Raw genomic sequence first — 18,288 nt, 5'->3', positions numbered from 1 at the left:
ATGAAAAATAACACGATTTGGAGTGTTCTATTGTTAATAATGACCCTACATAGTATAAAGGCTCAGGAGAAGCAAAATGTGCTAGTATTTTTAATAGACGATTTAAGAACAGAATTGGGCTGTTATGGAAACGATATGGTTAAAAGCCCTAATATTGATAAGTTGGCCAGTGAGGGTACACTATTTACCCGTGCCTATAGCCAGCAAGGAATCTGCGCTCCATCACGAATAAGTATATTAACTGGGTTACGTCCCGAAACCGTTGGTATTTATGATTTGTTTACCCCGCTTAGGTCAGTACATAAGGAGATGTTAACGGTGCCTAAATATTTTAAAGAGCATGGTTATAAAACCGTAAGTATTGGTAAAGTCTACCATCATGGGAGGGACGATATAGAAAGCTGGACCAATTTTACTCAAAAAGAACCCAACTCATGGGCAAGCCAATCCAATCTAGAGCTTATCGAAAAATTTCAAAAGGAAGGTCGAGAAAACACAAGAGGCCCTGCTTTTGAAAATGCAGATGTACCTGATGAAGGTTATAAGGATGGCAGGGCAACCCAACATGCCATACAAACTTTAAAAGAACTGAAGAATGATGATTTTGTAATGTTCGTAGGACTTACAAAGCCTCACTTACCATTTAATGCACCTAAAAAGTACTGGGATTTATATGATAAAGATTTGTTCGTAGTACCATCTCGGAATGAGCCTATAAATATGTACACTAATGCCCTTACGAATTGGAACGAACTACGTGCCTATTATGGTATTCCCCAGGAAGGTACTTTAGACGATAATCTTACAAGAGATTTAATACATGGCTATTATGCATCAATTAGTTATATGGATGCTCAAGTTGGTAAGATAATGACAACGCTGAATGATTTAGATTTGAGAAAAAATACCCTTGTTGTTTTTATGAGTGACCATGGCTATAAAATCGGTGAGTATGGAGCATGGTGTAAGCATACCAATTTTGAATTGGATGTACGGGTACCTTTGATAATTAGCAACAATTACGATGGTAGCGCCCCTCAAGAAATGCAGGTGTCAAAAGCCTTGGTTGAAAATGTTGATTTGTTTCCCACTCTTGTGGAAGCCTGCAATCTAAAAATGCCTTATTTGGACGGAAAGAGTTTATTACCGTTACTTAAAAATCCAGATGTAACGTGGAATGATGGTGCATATAGTTTATATCCAAGAGGAGAGAAAATTATGGGTTGTACCGTTACGGATGGTTTATGGCGGTACACGGAGTGGCGAGATAGCCAAACGCAACAGGTTAAATCAGTAGAACTTTACAATCATAGTGATGGCAATCCAATAGCTGTGGAAAATCTTGCGGGCAAGACAGCGCATAAAAGGGTTGAGAAAAAAATGAAAACCTTGCTGAGAGAACGTTTCCCTAGAACTGATTATTCGTTTTATAAGTGATAGAGTAATTAAGGAAATAGTTTAATGTATCACGTTCAATACCTAGTAACGGCTCTTTGCTATGGGAAAGAGTAATGTAAATATGATGTCTGTTTTTATAGTAGGATTTTCTTTTTTAACGGCAATAATTTTTGTTCTACACAGCCGTGGTTTTTTAATAAGGAGTTTTTATAAAGGGCGTGTATAACATATCTCAAACGAGCTTTACAGTACAGTGCAGGACACCTTTTTTTATGCAAAAGCCTAATTTTAAATTCTTTTCTAAGCAATTTTTTTGATGACTTAAAAAAAATGCTTTGGATTGATTACCGATAAAAATAGTCAAGCAAAACTATTTGTGGTTAGAATTAAAATAATCTAATAAAAAGATAAATGTCAATTAAACCAGAAACAACAACTTTTGATGCTATTGTAGTGGGTACCGGAGTCAGTGGAGGATGGGCAGCAAAAGAGCTTTGCGAGAACGGGCTTAAAACTTTAGTTCTGGAACGTGGAAGAATGGTACAACATGTAGTTGATTATCCAACTATGAACCTTGATCCGTGGGACTTACCAAATGGAGGTGAGACCCCAGCTAAAATAAAGGAAAAATATCCAAAGCAATCGCGTTGGGGTTTTGATGAAACCACACGTCATTTTTTTAATGACGATTCAAAATATGATTATGATGAAACAAAAAGATTTGATTGGATTCGAGGTACACAGGTTGGTGGCCGTTCCCTCATATGGGGCAAGCAAACCTATCGTTGGTCAGATTTGGATTTCGAAGCCAATGTCAAAGATGGTATTGGTGTAGACTGGCCTATTCGATATAAAGATTTAAAGCCATGGTATGAGCATGTGGAAAAACATGTAGGTATTAGTGGAGAGGCCCTAGGGTTGCCCCATTTACCGGACAGCGTGTTTTTAAAACCTATGGAACTCAATTGCGTGGAAGAGCATTTAAAGAATGGTATTTCTGAAAAATATGATGATCGTGTACTAACCATAGGTAGGGTTGCTCATATTACGGAAGGGTCAAAACCGGGGGCAGGAAGAGGAACCTGCCAATACAGGAACCGTTGCAAACGCGGGTGTCCGTACGGTGGTTATTTTAGCTCAAATTCATCAACACTTCCCATGGCAGAGGCTACAGGAAATATGACGCTAAGACCAGATTCTATTGTTTGCGAGGTATTGTACGACAAGGAAACAAAAAAAGCTACAGGAGTCAAGATTGTAGACGCCAATACTAAGGAAGTAATAGAGTTTAAATCTAAAATAGTCTTCTTGTGTGCTTCGTCCATGGCTTCTACGGCAATTTTGATGCAATCAAAGTCAGATGTTTTTCCAAACGGTATGGGCAATGCCAGTGGTGAATTGGGACACAATATCATGGATCACCAATTAGGTGGTGGTGCAAGCGGAAAAATAGATGGCTATGATGATAAGTACTATAAAGGACGAAGACCTAACGGGTTTTATATACCAAGGTTTAGAAATGTAGATTCCACCTCTAAAAAAGTAGATTTTATACGGGGTTACGGATACCAAGGTAGTGCCGGGCGTAATGACTTTAGTACTTTGATTCCTGAGTATGCCTACGGAGAAGAATTGAAAGCAGCCATGCTGGAACCTGGAGGTTGGCGAATTAACTTAGGCGGTTTTGGAGAAGTATTGCCGTATCATGAAAACCATATGTCATTAAATTATGATAAGCTTGATGACTACGGTTTACCTACAATTGTTTTTGATGCCGAGTTCAAAGATAACGAGAAACGGATGAAAAAAGATTGGATAGAGCAGGCCCAAGAAATGTTGGAAAATTCAGGCTTTAAAGATGTCAGGGCCAACAAAAGGGAATCGTACATGGGAGGCGGTATTCACGAAATGGGTACGGCTAGAATGGGTAAGGACCCAAAAACTTCGGTTTTGAATAAATACAACCAGCTGCATGAAGTGCCTAATGTATATGTTACCGATGGGGCTTGTATGACCTCTGCAGGATGTCAAAATCCTTCACTAACATACATGGCTCTAACGGCAAGAGCAGCCAATCATGCTGTAGAGGAATTAAAGAAAATGAATATTTAAACAACTGTTTTGGAAAGAAGAAAAGCACTAAAGAACATTGGGTTATCGCTAGGTTCCTTAACCATGTCATCTGCCGTAGTCACACTTATTCAAAGTTGTACCCAAGAAAAAAAGGTTTCATGGAACCCTGTATTTTTTTCACCCGATGAAGCTGATATTGTTTCAAAGACCTTAGAGGTAATGATACCTAAGACTCCAGATGTGCCTGGAGCAACAGATTTGAACTTGGCCCAATTTATAGATGGCTATCTAGATGTTATATCTACGGAAAAAGAAAAAACTGCATTTAAAGCAGGTGTAGAGCAGTATTTGTCTACAACCCTTGAAAAATCTGGAAAGAACGTTTCAACTGATTTAACGGAAGGTGATATAGAAAAAAGGGTGGCCCATTATTTTAAGGCTGATGCCGAGAATAAAAAGAAATGGAATATGGAGGTAGCTGCCTCCGAAAAGGAGGGAGCTCAACTACTATCCGATGATGCGGTTAATTTTTTTGTTTTGAATTCATTACGAAACAGGGGAATAGAAGCTTTTAAAGTCAGTAAAATTATTGGGGAAGAGGTCTTGGCCTATGACCCTATTCCGGGCGCGCAAAAAGGATGTGTAGATTTACAGGAAGTATCGGGAGGCAGAGCTTGGTCTTTGTAACTTTCTTTATGCTCCATATCTTGGTCAATTACATTTTTAGTACCAACTTATTGCCACATTTATCCGAGAACAACAAAGCCCAGCTTTAAAAGCTGGGCTTTGTTGTTCTTCCCAAATAGTAATGGGTAATTTTATTTAGCCGGTTGAGGATACGAAAAGCGGTAAGTTCCTGAACCCAGTTCAAGCTGTACACCTTGCTGTGTTTGCTTTAAGTTTTTTTGCATTTCGGCTTTTAACTTAGCGCTGTTTAGCTTAATGTTTTCTAGTGTAGCTCCCGATAACGTTACAGATGCGGTAGTATTAGCGGGTATGGTTACTTCATAATGAAATTCGCCATCTTTTATCTCCCAGTCAGATTTTATTTTTCCATAAAGGGATATGAATTCAGCCTTTGCAGCTGTCAACCCTCCACCTGGGTGAGGGTCAAATATGATGTGTTTATAACCTGGTTTTTTAGGGTCTATTCTCAATCCTCCTACATGGGTATAAAGCCATTCTCCAATGGCACCGTACGAATAGTGATTAAAACTGTTCATACCTTCAATAATAGTCCCATCGGGTTTTTGCGTGTCCCATCGTTCCCAAATAGTAGTGGCTCCCATGGTTATTGGATATAGCCAGGATGGAAATTCCTTTCTGTTGAGTAACATAAAGGCCAAATCATCGCGTCCTATTTTGGAAAGGGTTGTGCAGAGTAGGGGAGTCCCTAAAAACCCTGTAGTCAAATGCCCGAATTTTTTCACGTCCTGAGCGAAGTATTCAGCGGATTTTTTCTTTAAATTTTCAGGAATCAGATCAAAGGAAAGGGCCATTGCATAAGCTGTTTGCGTGTGAGAGACCAAACGCCCGTTTGGGGTAACATACTCCTGTACAAAAGCTTTTTTTATGTTTTTGGCTTGCTGAGCATATTTCTCAATGTCTTCGGTCTTACCTAATACTTCGGCTATTTTGCTAAAGAGTGATGTGGAATAATAAGCATAGGCGGTAGCAATTAAATCTTTTTCGGTTACGGAACCATTGTAATCGGGTTTGTCCGCATTATAGGCTAACCAGTCTCCCCAATGCCAATGCTTGGGGTCGTTCCATAAATAGTCCTCACCTGATTTCTGAGCCATAAAATCTACCCAACCTTTCATACTGGCATATTGCTCTTTTAAAATACGTTTATCCCCATAAGACTGGTAAACCGTCCACGGAATGATTACCGCAGCATCTGCCCAGCCTGTGGCGCCACCTTTGGCACTAACACCTTCTCCTCCCGTTAAAATGTCGGGTACTACGTTGGTCACGGATCCGTTATCGTGCTGGTCCAATGCTAAATCTTTTAACCATTTTGTATAAAATGTAGCTACGTCAAAATTAAAAGCAGCAGTCATGCTAAAAACTTGAGCATCACCTGTCCAACCCGCTCGTTCATCGCGCTGTGGACAGTCCGTAGGAATATCTAAAAAGTTGTCTCGTTGTCCCCATTGAATATTACTCTGTAATTGATTGATCATTGGGTCTGAAGTTGTAAAACTTCCGGTAGGCGTGATATCCGAATGAATCACAATTCCTGTAATAGCGTCAGGATTTAGGTTGCCTGGGTAATCTATGACCTGGATATATCTAAAACCATGGGAAGTAAAATGTGGTTCAAAAATTTCTTCTCCTTCACCTTTTAAAATATAGCTGTCTGTTGCCTGAGCTGCTCGTAGGTTTTTGGTGTAAAAATTACCATCTTTATCAAGGACTTCCGCAAATTTAAGGGTCACCTTATGGCCTTTAGGACCTTTAACCTTCATTCTGGCCCAGCCCACTATGTTTTGTCCTAAATCCAATACCAACTCTCCTTTGGGGGTGGTAATTAGCTTTTTGGGTTTTATTTCTTCAGTTGCTCTTACCGGAGGTCCTTGTGGCGCTACCAGAATATCTTTGGAATGGTCTAATATTTCCACTTTTTTCCAATTACTATCATCAAATCCGTTTTGATTCCAACCGTCCATTTCTAATCGGGCATCGTATTTTTCACCATTGTACATATCAGATTCAAGTATAGGGCCGTAAGATGCTTTCCAATCACCATTACTTACTATAGTTTCACTACTTCCATCGGCATAGTTTATATGTAATTGTACTAAAAGGGCAAGTTGGTTTCCGTAAAAGGCATAATCGCCTTTCCAGCCTATGTTTCCTCTATACCAACCATCGCCTACAATCGCACCTATGGCATTATTGTCTTTCAGCATATTCGTTACATCGTAGGTCTGGTACTGCAACCTTTTGTTATAGGTAGTGTAGCCAGGTGTAAAAAGGTCTTTACCTACTTTATCCCCGTTAAGGTAAAGTTCATAGACTCCCAAAGAAGTGGCTTGTACCTTGGCCGAAACAATGGTTTTATTCGTTTGGAACTCCGTTCTAAAGTACTGCGACGGATGTGATTTTTTTTCTGCAGTAATGTCGTTCATAGCAATGTACGATGCAGTCCATAGGGCTTTGTCTAAAATACCCATTTCCCAATAGGCGGGAGTACTCCACGCCGAAGCTCTGTTTTTGTTGTCCCAAACCCGGACTTGCCAATATACTCGTTGCATAGATTGCAGTTTAGGGCCTTCGTAGATTACGTTTACGGATTGGTCACTTTCAACTTTTCCTGAAGTCCACATAAGATTTTTACCTTCTTGCAGATTAACCTTTGAGTCCGCTACGCGAATTTCATAAGCTGTCTGAATCACATTTCTCTCGTCTGAGTTCAATTGCCAACTTAATCTAGGTTTGAGGACGTCAATACCAATAGGGTTGGTTTTGTATTCTGTAACTAGCTGGTACACCTGGGCCTTTTTTATGCTGAAGGCCGTTAGTCCCATGGTTAGGATAATAAGGAGTAAAGAGGTGATCTCTGTCTTGTGTTTCATTTTCAGCGAGTTTGAGTTGTTCTTGTTGAGTTGATTAGTATTTTAGTTTTTCTCTGGTTCAAAATTCCGAAGACCCGGTACAATTTTAATGTTCAGCATGGAATTATCCATAGGCCATTTTAGCACTACCAATTGTTGGCTATAGTCGTCCCAAATAAAATCGGATGGATTTCCGTTTTCAGGAGATTTGTAGACTTCAAGACCTATGTTTTTTAATGGGTTGTGATACAGTATAAAATCATCGTTGATAATAATGGAGAAACCATCAGGGTAATGCCGGTCTGCTCCAATGAAAATTTTAGAGGCTCCTTTACTATTATTGGATTTTATCTTTAAATTGAGTGTACGCGTCGCAAAATTGTATAAGAATGATTGTATATCTCCGGCAATTACTTGGGGGAAAGGTCTTGAAATAATGTCAGTAATATATTTTCGTTCTACTGTTCCCGCATCCGTTTCATCACTAAAAATCGCCCATGTAGATGGGCCGCCAGGAAGGAAGTTTTGCATGCTTCGGTTTCCTAAAAACCAAGCTTTTATAGAACCTATTCCCATGCGGTCAAAAACTTCCGCTGTTTTTATGTAAAGCTCCCTGTACTCTAATTGGCCAAGGTGACCAGATGTAAGAGTGTCTGTAGTTGCAAAGGTGGGAAAGCCCCATTCACCTACTAAAATTGGCGCTTCAAGCATGTCAGATTCCCTATCAAACCTATCCATAACAGGCTTGATGAAATCTATTTTGTTTTGGTAAATGTGCGGTGCGAAAATGATATTTTTCCGATTTACTGGTGCCGTTATCTCTGCATATTGATTATTGTCAATTCCTTCTCCTTTGTTCATGAAAATGGATTGGAGTAATATCTTTTTATCAGGATTTATATTATGGCTTTCGTCTATAATTTTTTGATATAATGGTATTAAGTACGTATTGGTCAAATCCTCATAGGAAATATTCATGGTCAATTTTCGTGGCTCGTTTACAATGTCATAGCCAAGAACAGAGGTATCGTTCGCATATCTTTTCCAAATTACTTTCCAAGCGTTAATATAGGTTTGGTGTTCATTTTTCTTGTTTGTCCAAAACTCTTCCCATGAAAATCTGGTAACCCCGTAGACTGTTAGCTTAAAGACAGTTTTCATGCCAGAGTTTCTTCCTAGGGAAACAAGTGAGTCTAGTTTTTTTAAGTACGTTTGGTCTAGGCTTCCACCAGGAAAGGAACTTAACTTGCCCAACTCTAAACGGATGACCTGAGCGTTGGCGCCCATACGCACCATTCTTTTATAATCGTCAGAATCAAAAAAAACTTCTCCTTTATGGTCGTTAGTGTTAATTACAAAACCTCGTGTAATAACGTGCCTGCCGGAATCATCTCTAAGTCCGTGTTTAATTTGAGATATTGCGGTCATAGAGGTTAAGAGCAATGCTAGTAACCCAACAATTTTTTTATTTGATATAGCTTGGAATTTATTTTTCATTTTCGGAGGTAAAATACGTTCTTGGATAGTGATATCTATCTTGTACTATCCTGTTTAATAAATGTTCTTATGCCAATAGCCACGTGTTTATTTGGAGCCATTAAGCTGAATGGTTTGACATTCTGAATATTTGGAGAACCTATTTTCTTGATCCCAAACCCTCACTTTCCAAAAGTACGTTTGGCCATCTTTTAGATATATTCTTCCATCTTTATAAGCTTTGGCAACCTTTTGGATTACTTGGCCACTGTTCCATAGATCACCTATATTCTGGTCTAATTTTTTCTTTGAGGAAGCCAATAAAATTTGATAGGAGGTTTGTTCAAAGTTTTTAGTGGGTACCTGCCATTGAAATTCGGGTATAGATTGTGGAGCTTCTGTAATGTTGACCTTTAATGCTGTAGGACCATTGAAATAAGTATCACTTTTTTCATTTATAAGTGCATTGCACTTGGTCCTTAGCTTCTCTAAAACGGATTTAAATTCTGGGTCTTTAGCTAGGTTCTTTGTTTCTTGTGGGTCGTTTTTTATATGATACAGTTCTTCGAGCGACATATTATTTACATACCTGAAATATTTCCATTCTTTGGTGCGTACCCCTTCACTGGGTGGTATATGTTCAAATTCCCAGAGATGTTCAAACAGAACGGTATCTCTTTTCAAACTGGTTTGTTCTTTTGTGGCAACGGGCATAAGACTTTTACCGTGCCAATTTTGTGGAATTTGAATTCCTGCCAAATCCAAAATTGTAGGTGCAATGTCTATGTTAAGGGCCATTTCTTTACTGTCCTTCTGGTTTTTTACACGTGGGTCAAAAACAATCAGTGGAACTCTTAGTGAATTATCATATAACAACCATTTACCGGCCATTTGGCGCTCTCCTAAAAAGTATCCGTTATCACCCATTAGAATGATGACTGTGTTCTTATCAAGCCCTTTCTTTTTTAGTTCTTTTCTAATTTTTTTTATTTCTCGGTCAATGCCGGAAATCATGCGGTAATATCCTTTAACACTATACTGGTATTTCTCAGGTGTGTCATAACGCCATCTCCATCTTAATCTGTTAAAACCGGATTTAACAAAATCTGGCTGTGATTTAAAGTATAGGTCATCAGAGAGTTTTGCTGGTGGTATGATTGTGTTTTTAAGAAGTTTATCCGATTCGTCTTGCCAAAAATATTGGTCTTTGGCTGAGTCGTGCGCATGGGGCGCACTAAAACTAAGTGACAGGCAAAAGGGTTGAGAGCTATTTTTTGAATCTATAAAATCAATTGCTTTTTGACCCGTATATCTGGTAAGGTGTACTGTGTCCTTACCTATTGTTTTGTAGTAATACCCACGTTTGTCCGGGTATTTATCTTTACGGTCATAAGATTCAAACTCGTTAAATTGTTTTTTGAGTCCATCATAGCGTACACCATATTTTCCGTAAAAGGCAGTATAGTATCCGTTATCCTTTAAAATTTTAGGATAGGAATTTTGCATATATACATCACGAATTTTCTTTGTACTAAAATTGTAGTTGTGTGAACGTTCGTAAAGCCCAGTAAGGATACTGGCCCGGCTTGCCGCACAAATAGGCGTGGTGACCATAGCGTTCTTAAAATAGGTACCTTCTTTGGCCAATTTGTCCATTTCCGGGGTGGAAATGAGTTCATTACCTGCGTAACCCAAAGCATCAAACCGCTGATCGTCCGTTAATATGAAAATAATATTAGGTTTGTCACGATTTTGGTCTGCTGATTTTTGTCCCCAAAAGTTTATGGAATGCACCATGGATAGAACTAAAATAATCAGGCCTATTTTGTTTTTTTCTATTTTCATTTGGATTTTTTGGTTTTAAGAAATCAGCCCCAGTCTAGGAAAAAAATTGTTTAATTTTTTATTGGCTTCTTTTTGTAAAAGAGAGAAGTCCTGCTGATTTAAGGGTAAATATGGTTTGTACCCGTCTGTCAATAAAACTCCTTAAAGAACTTTATTAGGATAAATACCCTCCGGAATACATACAAATAGACCAGAGGATATTTTTTGAATAGTGGGGTGCTTAATGGATAGTGTTTAGTTGTTTGGAGCAGGGTAGGGCCTATTCCTAACTGGGTCGTTAAGGCTGTGACCTATTCCATTATTGAATACGTAATTATGGTTCCTTACCGTTTCGTTGTTACCTCCTCCAAATGCCGAGTTGGGTAAAGGAACCGGGTTTTGGTTTATTTGTATGCTCCACAGGGCGTTACGTCTCATATAGATCGCACCGTCTTCACCGGGTATAAGGGTTTGGAATTTAACGCTAACATCCGTTTCTAATAAGACATTGGTCTGGGTAATGTAGGTAGTAACGATATGATACTTTAGAATTAATCGTAAGACATCTAAGTCTGCCCTTGCCATTATTTCTTCAGGAGTTTCTCCTTCCTCAATTTCTTCGGAACCGGTTATAAGATCTATGACGTCTCCATTTCCTAAGAAGGAGTTGTTATTGAGAAGAAGGTAGGTTCGTTCATTATTGGCTGAATTGTATTCATCAACCATATCGGCAGCTTCAATTGCGGCCTTTAGATAGTTGAAATTATCACCTATTAATTCACCTTCATCATCCAATTCCAATGCTCGGCCAGAATTTATGAATTCCCAAGCTGTAATTTCTGCAAACGGATCTACTATATCCACTTCGGGTTCAAAAACGAAGCGTTCTTGAACAGGAAGGTCGCAACCTATGAACAGGCAAACTATGCTTAGAATGATCCAAGTTTTAAGAATATGTATACTTTTCATTTTTTTAATTTTATGTTTTCAGTTTAATAACCAGGAGTTTGCTCCAGATTTTCATTTTCTAGCAAGTGTTCTTCAAAAACCGGTAGAAACAAACGCTCCTCTGTTAATGGCACTCCTTCTTCGGAACTACTTAAAATAGGGTTCATAATTTCGATAGCTCTTCCTGTTCGTATAAGGTCCCACCATCTGTGGGCCTCTCCAAACAACTCCAATTGACGCTCATCTAGAATGAAAAGCTCCCTTTCTTCAACGGAAACTCCAAATTCCATTGCATCTACAAGAGGAAGCTGTCGGGCGGTCCTGATTTCGTTTACCAACTCTAAGGCCCTGGCATCATTGCCCAACCTGTTTTCCAGCTCGGCTAAATACAGAAGTGTTCCGGAATATCTATATAGAACAATATCCGTATCATCAAACTGAACATTATAATTGGACTTATTGTATTTGGCCATTCTGGCCTCTCCAATTTCTCTCACACTTAAATCTGTTCCTCCCTCTCTAGAAAAATAGAAGCGATAGTCTCCATATATTGGAACAAGAGAGTCTCTTTCTGTACCGTTTTCATCTGTAATAATGATAGTTTCTGCTAATGCGGGTTCTGTGTCCGGATATTTTGTAACCCACTCTAAAGAATCTACAGGGAATTTTTCACGCCATTTGTTCTCTAAATTTGTGGACATTAAATAAGAGGGTACACCTGCAAAAAAGAGGCTGAAAATTCCAGATCTGTTTACATTGCCTCCACCGGCAGGTTCTGTAATGTTATAATTAACTGACATAATCAATTCCGGACCGGTTTGGAATTTTAACGGCCCTGCTTGATCGCCTTCTAGACCATTGTCGTTCAGGAAAAGGTTTTGCCAATCTTCCGGGGTGTTGGTCAAACTGAACCTATTGCTGTTCACTACTTTTAAAAGTGCTTCACGAGCGGCTTCATCGTTGCCTAGATAACCATAAACTTCAGCTTGTAGAGACCACAGGCTCGTTAAGGAAAACCTATAGGGATCGGTTAATCTGTTTATTGTGAAATTTTCTTCAGCGGCCAACATGTCCGGTATAATAACCTCATTTAGTATAGTGTTGGCATCCGTTCTAGGTTTGGCCAATGCCTCTATGTCTTCGGCACTTGCTGTGGGCTCCATAAATAAAGGAACATCGCCCCAAACACGTATGGCTTGAAAATAGGCAAAAGCTCTAAGGGCTTGTGCCTCCGCTAATAAGTTGGCGTCAAAATTTGGTATAGTTGGAATTTGTGAAATGGCAAAATTTGCTCTATTGATCATATCGTACCAGTTGCCCCAGTCCAAAGCTTGATTATTTCCTTGGGTTACATTGTTATTGGCAAGTTCCGCGTTATTTGGATTGGCAGCTTCATTAAGGTCATAATTGTCAGCCCTGAACTCGCCCCAATAAAAATGTTGGAGCCTCACGGCACCTTGCATGGCGTCATATGTACCTATTACCGAGCCTAAAGCGTCTTTGTTGGTCCTGAAAAAACCATTTGGGTTAATTTCACTTATTGGTGATTCGTCTACCAAATCGTCGCACGATAGTGCAAATGAAACAACCAAAGTAGCCAAGGCTATTTTTAGTATATGTTTATGTGTGTATATAGATTTCATTGTTTCTTAATTTTAAAATTTAAGATTTAAGCCTAATATTACTTCACGGTCGTTTGGAAATCTTAAACCATCATTACCTGGTTGCAGTGGATTACCGCGTGTTCCCAATTCTGGATTAAATCCTGTGTAATTTGTCCAAGTAACCAGATTATTGGCAGATATGTAGAATGCACACTTTTTAAAGATGTTCATTTTGTCCAAAACTGATTTTGGCAACTCGTACCCAAGACGAACAAATCTTAGTTTTATGAAACTTCCATCTTCAACAAAAAAGCTATTGGGTCTTTCCCGGTTCTGTGCCACTCGGGTCAATCTAGGATAAACGGTAACATCTCCTGGGTTCTGCCAAGCACCGTCAATACGAAAAGGACCAGGAGTTTCTACACTATTGTTTAAATCATCACGTTCTTCGTCCCATCTTTTCCAAACGTCATTACCAAAGGTGTAATCCAAAAGGAAGCTTAAACTCAGTTCTTTGTACTTAAAATCATTGGAGAAACCACCAAAAGTTGTAGGTAGTCCATTTCCAATGGTCTGGCGATCTTCGGTAGTAATATTAAAATCTCCGTCTAGGTCTTCCCATATGATGTCTCCACCTTGTGGGGTAGCTCCTCCATTTTTCATTTGGTTAACATTACCCGTATAGTTCTGGCCGTTTAGGGTATAATTCTCAAAATCTCCGGATGCATTAAAATTAGGTGTAAGCTGTAAGCCGGCATCGGTATACGCATTAGACTCGTCATATTGGTAAACACCAAGGTTTTTGTATCCTGAAATGTTACCAATTGGCTGTCCCTCCTCAATTAAGTAATCACCGCTTCTAAAAGGAGTGCCTCCTGCTAATTTGGTAACTTCATTTTCTTGGATAGTGATATTAAAGTTACTGTTCCAACTAAAGTCTTTTGTTCTTAATATGGTACCGCTAAGATTAAACTCAAGCCCTTGGTTCCTTACGGCTCCAACATTTTGGCGAATACCGTTAAAGCCAGATTCTTCCGGTAATTGAACGGTTGCCAACAAATCTTCGGTATCTTTTCTCCAAGCTTCAAATGTAAACGTTAACCTGTTCTTGAACATACCAAGATCAAAACCAAGGTTGGTTTGGTTGGTGCTTTCCCAGCTTAACTCCGGGTTACCGAGCCTAGTAGGAGAAACTCCACTTACGTCGTTATAAATGGCTCCTGGTAAAAATGCCGAAACAAAATCGTAATCTCCAATCCTGTCGTTACCGGTCTCACCATAACTAGCTCTTATAAGTAAATTATTAACAACACCGCTATTCTTAAGGAAAGGCTCGTTACTAACACGCCAGCCTACTGAACCCGATGGGAAATAACCAAATTCTTTATTGTCACCAAAACGGGATGAACCATCACGTCTTATAGTACCACTTATGAGATAGCGGTTGTCAAAATCGTAATTAAACCCTCCGAACAAAGAGAACAGATTACTTCGGGAGTTGAAGGTTTGCCCAGCATTGATTGCAAGGTCTTCCGGTATGGCATTATTAAATGTCCTAATGTCTTCAGAGACAAATTCAGTACTGTTAAGACCAAAATTCTCTCCAAAACGACGCTGAATCTGCATACCTGCGAACCCTGATACACTATGTTTTCCAAAAGTGTTGTTGTAGTTCATGAAATTTTCTTGCTGGATGTCGTAATCTATTCGATCTCGAAAACTTCCCTCTGCATTTACTGCTCTTCTACTCAATACCAATAATGGAGAAAATATATTATCTCTTCTTAGCCTAAAGTTTAGACCCAGTGTAGATTTTAGGGAAAATGAAGGGGTAATTTTATATTGTATGGAATTAAAACTTTGACCTCGCCAAGTTCTTAGTTTCTGGGTACGTAGTTCAGCTTCTGCCAGTGGGTTTTGTCTACTGAACAAATCAGGTGTGTAAGTGCCATCAGGTTGAAAGAGTGGGTAATATGGAATACGCTGCACCAGTTGTGTAAAAACCTGAAATTCGCTTAAACCGTTAAGCTCTTCAAAAGACCCATTAAATGAAGTACTCACCGTCAGTTTTTTACTTGGTGTAAAGTCTAATTTAAATCTAGTGTTGATTCTTTTAAAATCACTGTTAAGGACAATACCGTCCTCTTCTAAATATCCTGTATTCCAATAGGCTTTTAATTTATCGCTGCCAGAACTTAGTGAAACATTTATTTGATTACGGATGCCGGCTTTTGTAATTAAATCTTGCAAATCAGCAGAATTTCTCACCAATAGGCTTAGTGAATCCCTATCACGACCGGCAGGGGTTTCCCTTTGTTGGGGTGTTCTTCGTACATCTTCATAAAATAAGCGCTGTCTTGTATTGGATACCGGAATTGCACCGTTTAAGGTATTGATTCCTGTTACAACATTTACGTCTACGTTTACTTCCCCCGATTTTCCCGACTTGGTTGTTATAAGTACTACACCATTTGCTCCTCTTGTTCCGTAAATAGCTGTAGTAGCTCCATCTTTTAGCACTTCTAAGGAGGCAATATCATTTGGGTCAATGTTATCTATGTTATCTAGTTGCTGCCCATCTACCACATAAAGAGGACCCGTACCGCCAGCGCTAAAGGTAGAAGTTCCCCTTACTCTAATATCAAAAGAACCACCAGGGCCACTGTTTGATGCGATTTGAACTCCCGCTAAACGACCTTGTACCCCTTCAAAAGCGTTGGTAGGGGTGACTTGGGCAATATCTTCAGACTTTACAGAAGACAATGCACCTAGTACTTTTTCGCGAGAAACTGCAGCGTAACCAATTACAACTACTTCATCTAAAGCTTGTGAATCTTCTTCAAGAGTAACATCTATTACCGTTTTTTTACTAGAAGATCGTTCTACGGTTTTATAACCTATGTAGGAAAATACTAGAGTTTTACTGCCGTCGGAAAGTTTAATACTGTAATTGCCATCAAAGTCGGATACCGATCCGTTGTTAGTGCCTTTTTGTACAATGTTCACACCTGGTATGGGCAGGCCGTCCGCAGCAATTACCGTTCCAGTGACCGTCTTTTGCTGGGCACTGGCATAGTAACTGGCCAAGAACATTATGGACAGAGCCAAAAAGCGTTTAAAATGTTCGTGAAAGTTTCTTTTCATCTCGTTAAATTTAGTTTTGTTGAGTATTTGTTTGAATCGAACAGGGGAGGAAGCAGTCTTAGTTTTACTACCAGGTCTTAGGCGCCTATTAAGAGAGAACTATATTCCCTTTCCCATTAAATTCGCTTGACCAATGATACTTATTTGGATTAAAAGTACTTACCTGTACCATGCTGAAATTCAGCAGTTCTGTACGTTTTTACCCCTTTGAAGTATTATTGTGTACCATCTATAACAGCGAGAAAATAATATTTATGGTTAAGGTAAAATTTAAGTTATTGATTTGGGGGTGGATATAGTCTAATACAAATTTAGGCTAAGTGTATTGTAGGAGGAATTGGTGCTTTTCCCGATTGTGGTCTGAGTGATAACGTTTGATTGCTGGGTATCCCAAGATTGATGAAAATGTTCTCCAAAGCGTATGAATAGAGTTGTGCAGTTCCTTTCTGGAATGGGTATGGAGCCGTTGCATTTCTTCTACACATTAATATCAAAATGTTGCGGATTATATTTCCGCTTGCCAATAGATATAAAATGCTCTTTTCGAGTTTTAAAGTGTGTAAATACAGTAAAAAAGGCGCATAAAAAGAGGGACAAAATGAATTTGCCCCTCTTACCAACTAACTCAAAACAACTCAAAAAAAAAATTGTCAACAATGTAAAACAGTGCTCATGTTTTATCGGTACCCATTGTTGGTTGGATCTGACTCCAATAACGCAGGATTTATTTGTAATTCTTGTAATGGAATAGGTAATAATACATGGTAAGGTTTAATATTCAGATTAGGTTGCCAGAAACGGTATTCCAAATTTTGGACTACATCCATTAAAATTCCCCATCTTATCAAATCGTACCGTCTATGGGCCTCACCCGCTAACTCCCACTTACGCTCATCATAAATGGCTTCCCTGAATTCTTGTTGGCTGAGTCCTACAAGCTCCCATTCAGCTTGTGTAGCATAAGCCCGCTCTCTAACTGCATGAATGTATTGATATGCATTTGCAGGGCCGTTTAGTTCATTTTCACATTCGGCCGCCATAAGGTAGACATCGGCCAACCTAAATATTAACCTATTGTCTTTGTGATTAAACCTAGGAGAATCAGATGTGTTTAAATTCCAGATTTTTGGCATGTAAGGGAAGTTAAGTTCAAACCCTAAATAATTGTCCATCACATTTAAAGGCCGTCTTAAATCGTTAAGAGGAAATTTTTCGGCAAAATCTTTTGATGCAACTTGTAAACCAGTTCCGTTAAAAGCTTCGCCATTGGCAGAAAGAGCACTCGCCAATGCAGCACGTTCACTAGAGTTCTTTGGTTCGTCTCTAAGACGAGGACTAAACATACTTGGCCTCCAGTTTCCGTTACCAAAAACACTAGGTAAACTACCATCGGCCCTTACCGTACCTTCTTCAAATTGGCCTCTAATATCTTTGGCAAAATCCAAGGACCAAATAATCTCTGCATTGTACTCATTTGAGGGGTCAAAAACTTCTTCATAAGTAGGCAATAATGAATGGCCTGACTGGTTAATAATCTCTAAACACTTATCCAACGCAGGTCTCCAGTCTTTTTGTTTCATGTAGATTTTTGCAGCTATTATGGCTGCTACCCACTTAGAGGCTCTCCCGCTATCGTCACCGCTATAGGAACTGGGTAAGTTTGCTTGTGCAAACTCTAAATCAGCCATGACTCCACTAATAATCGTAGCCTCATCTGTTCTACCTAAAACTCTAACCTCGTCCAGCGGTAATGCTTCGGTATAATATGGTGCGTCTCCCCAAAGATTGGTAATATGCCAATAACATAAAGCACGTATTAATGTAGTTTCGGCAATTATATTGGTCTGTGCTTCTTGGGATATTGCATCGTTACCCGTTACTCTTTCAATTATGATATTCGTATTGAAAATAACTCTGTACAAATCTTTCCAAGTATCCGAAACACTCATTTTTTGAACGGAAACATCTGCCAATGCCTCATTCATGGAGTAATTGCCAATAGGCTCTACAAAATCAGCGGCACGGTTAGGCTCAATTATATCTGCACCATTGTCATAAAAATGATCTAGACCTACTTGCCCGTAGATAGAGTTGTTCTTTAGAATTGCGTATATACCGTTCACAGCCTGTCTTGCGTCGTTTTCCGAAGCAAAGAATGTTTCGGGGGCAATAAGGGCTCTTGGCTCCTCTTCTAAAAACTTCTCACAGCTAAATCCTGAGAAGATTACTAAGACATATAAAATTATAGTTTTTGTTTTCAT

The 18,288-nt window shown here is 39.2% G+C and carries 10 protein-coding genes; 3 read left to right on the top strand and 7 right to left on the bottom strand.

What is annotated here, in order from left to right; all coding sequences use genetic code 11:
• From SJY45_RS07220 to SJY45_RS07210, 3 genes are all read left to right on the top strand, one after another.
• Positions 1-1,437, top strand: coding sequence for a sulfatase (locus SJY45_RS07220; protein ID WP_400073831.1), 1,437 nt, complete (start codon positions 1-3; stop codon positions 1,435-1,437).
• A gap of 372 nt (positions 1,438-1,809) precedes the next feature.
• Positions 1,810-3,510, top strand: a complete 1,701-nt coding sequence (locus tag SJY45_RS07215; RefSeq protein ID WP_215441592.1) for a GMC oxidoreductase — start codon at positions 1,810-1,812, stop codon at positions 3,508-3,510.
• A gap of 9 nt (positions 3,511-3,519) precedes the next feature.
• On the top strand, positions 3,520-4,158 hold the full coding sequence (locus SJY45_RS07210) for a gluconate 2-dehydrogenase subunit 3 family protein (protein WP_215912354.1): 639 nt from the start codon (positions 3,520-3,522) through the stop codon (positions 4,156-4,158).
• Positions 4,159-4,289: 131 nt separating this feature from the next.
• Here the strand turns inward: SJY45_RS07210 and SJY45_RS07205 are convergent, their stop codons facing one another.
• The 7 genes from SJY45_RS07205 to SJY45_RS07175 form a co-directional block, all read right to left on the bottom strand.
• Positions 4,290-7,052 (bottom strand): glycoside hydrolase family 78 protein, encoded by a 2,763-nt coding sequence (locus tag SJY45_RS07205; protein WP_400073830.1) that lies wholly within the window; start codon positions 7,050-7,052, stop codon positions 4,290-4,292.
• 42 nt (positions 7,053-7,094) lie between these two features.
• On the bottom strand, positions 7,095-8,528 hold the full coding sequence (locus SJY45_RS07200) for a cellulase family glycosylhydrolase (RefSeq protein ID WP_400073829.1): 1,434 nt from the start codon (positions 8,526-8,528) through the stop codon (positions 7,095-7,097).
• Between the two features lie 87 nt (positions 8,529-8,615).
• Entirely contained in the window at positions 8,616-10,352 is a 1,737-nt protein-coding gene (locus SJY45_RS07195) for a sulfatase (RefSeq protein WP_400073828.1), read from the bottom strand.
• 234 nt (positions 10,353-10,586) lie between these two features.
• On the bottom strand, positions 10,587-11,300 hold the full coding sequence (locus SJY45_RS07190) for a hypothetical protein (protein ID WP_400073827.1): 714 nt from the start codon (positions 11,298-11,300) through the stop codon (positions 10,587-10,589).
• Positions 11,301-11,323: 23 nt separating this feature from the next.
• A complete protein-coding gene (locus tag SJY45_RS07185; protein WP_303406806.1) occupies positions 11,324-12,922 on the bottom strand; it encodes a RagB/SusD family nutrient uptake outer membrane protein in 1,599 nt (532 codons plus the stop codon).
• Between the two features lie 12 nt (positions 12,923-12,934).
• Positions 12,935-16,027 (bottom strand): SusC/RagA family TonB-linked outer membrane protein, encoded by a 3,093-nt coding sequence (locus SJY45_RS07180; protein ID WP_400073826.1) that lies wholly within the window; start codon positions 16,025-16,027, stop codon positions 12,935-12,937.
• A 677-nt stretch (positions 16,028-16,704) separates the two neighbouring features.
• Entirely contained in the window at positions 16,705-18,288 is a 1,584-nt protein-coding gene (locus SJY45_RS07175; RefSeq protein WP_215441580.1) for a RagB/SusD family nutrient uptake outer membrane protein, read from the bottom strand.

It is taken from the genome of Zobellia russellii (assembly GCF_044597075.1).
Classification (GTDB): Bacteria; Bacteroidota; Bacteroidia; order Flavobacteriales; family Flavobacteriaceae; genus Zobellia; species Zobellia russellii.
The sequence above is the reverse complement of the archived record's forward strand: the minus strand, read 5'-3'. Positions and strand labels throughout refer to the sequence as shown.

Bases quoted from the DNA above. Each gene is read 5' to 3' on its own strand.
- SJY45_RS07220 (WP_400073831.1), top strand. From the start codon at position 1: ATGAAAAATAACACGATTTGGAGTGTTCTATTGTTAATAATGACCCTA.
- SJY45_RS07175 (WP_215441580.1), bottom strand. From the start codon at position 18,288: ATGAAAACAAAAACTATAATTTTATATGTCTTAGTAATCTTCTCAGGA.
- SJY45_RS07180 (WP_400073826.1), bottom strand. From the start codon at position 16,027: ATGAAAAGAAACTTTCACGAACATTTTAAACGCTTTTTGGCTCTGTCC.
- SJY45_RS07185 (WP_303406806.1), bottom strand. From the start codon at position 12,922: ATGAAATCTATATACACACATAAACATATACTAAAAATAGCCTTGGCT.
- SJY45_RS07195 (WP_400073828.1), bottom strand. From the start codon at position 10,352: ATGAAAATAGAAAAAAACAAAATAGGCCTGATTATTTTAGTTCTATCC.
- SJY45_RS07200 (WP_400073829.1), bottom strand. From the start codon at position 8,528: ATGAAAAATAAATTCCAAGCTATATCAAATAAAAAAATTGTTGGGTTA.
- SJY45_RS07190 (WP_400073827.1), bottom strand. From the start codon at position 11,300: ATGAAAAGTATACATATTCTTAAAACTTGGATCATTCTAAGCATAGTT.
- SJY45_RS07215 (WP_215441592.1), top strand. From the start codon at position 1,810: ATGTCAATTAAACCAGAAACAACAACTTTTGATGCTATTGTAGTGGGT.
- SJY45_RS07205 (WP_400073830.1), bottom strand. From the start codon at position 7,052: ATGAAACACAAGACAGAGATCACCTCTTTACTCCTTATTATCCTAACC.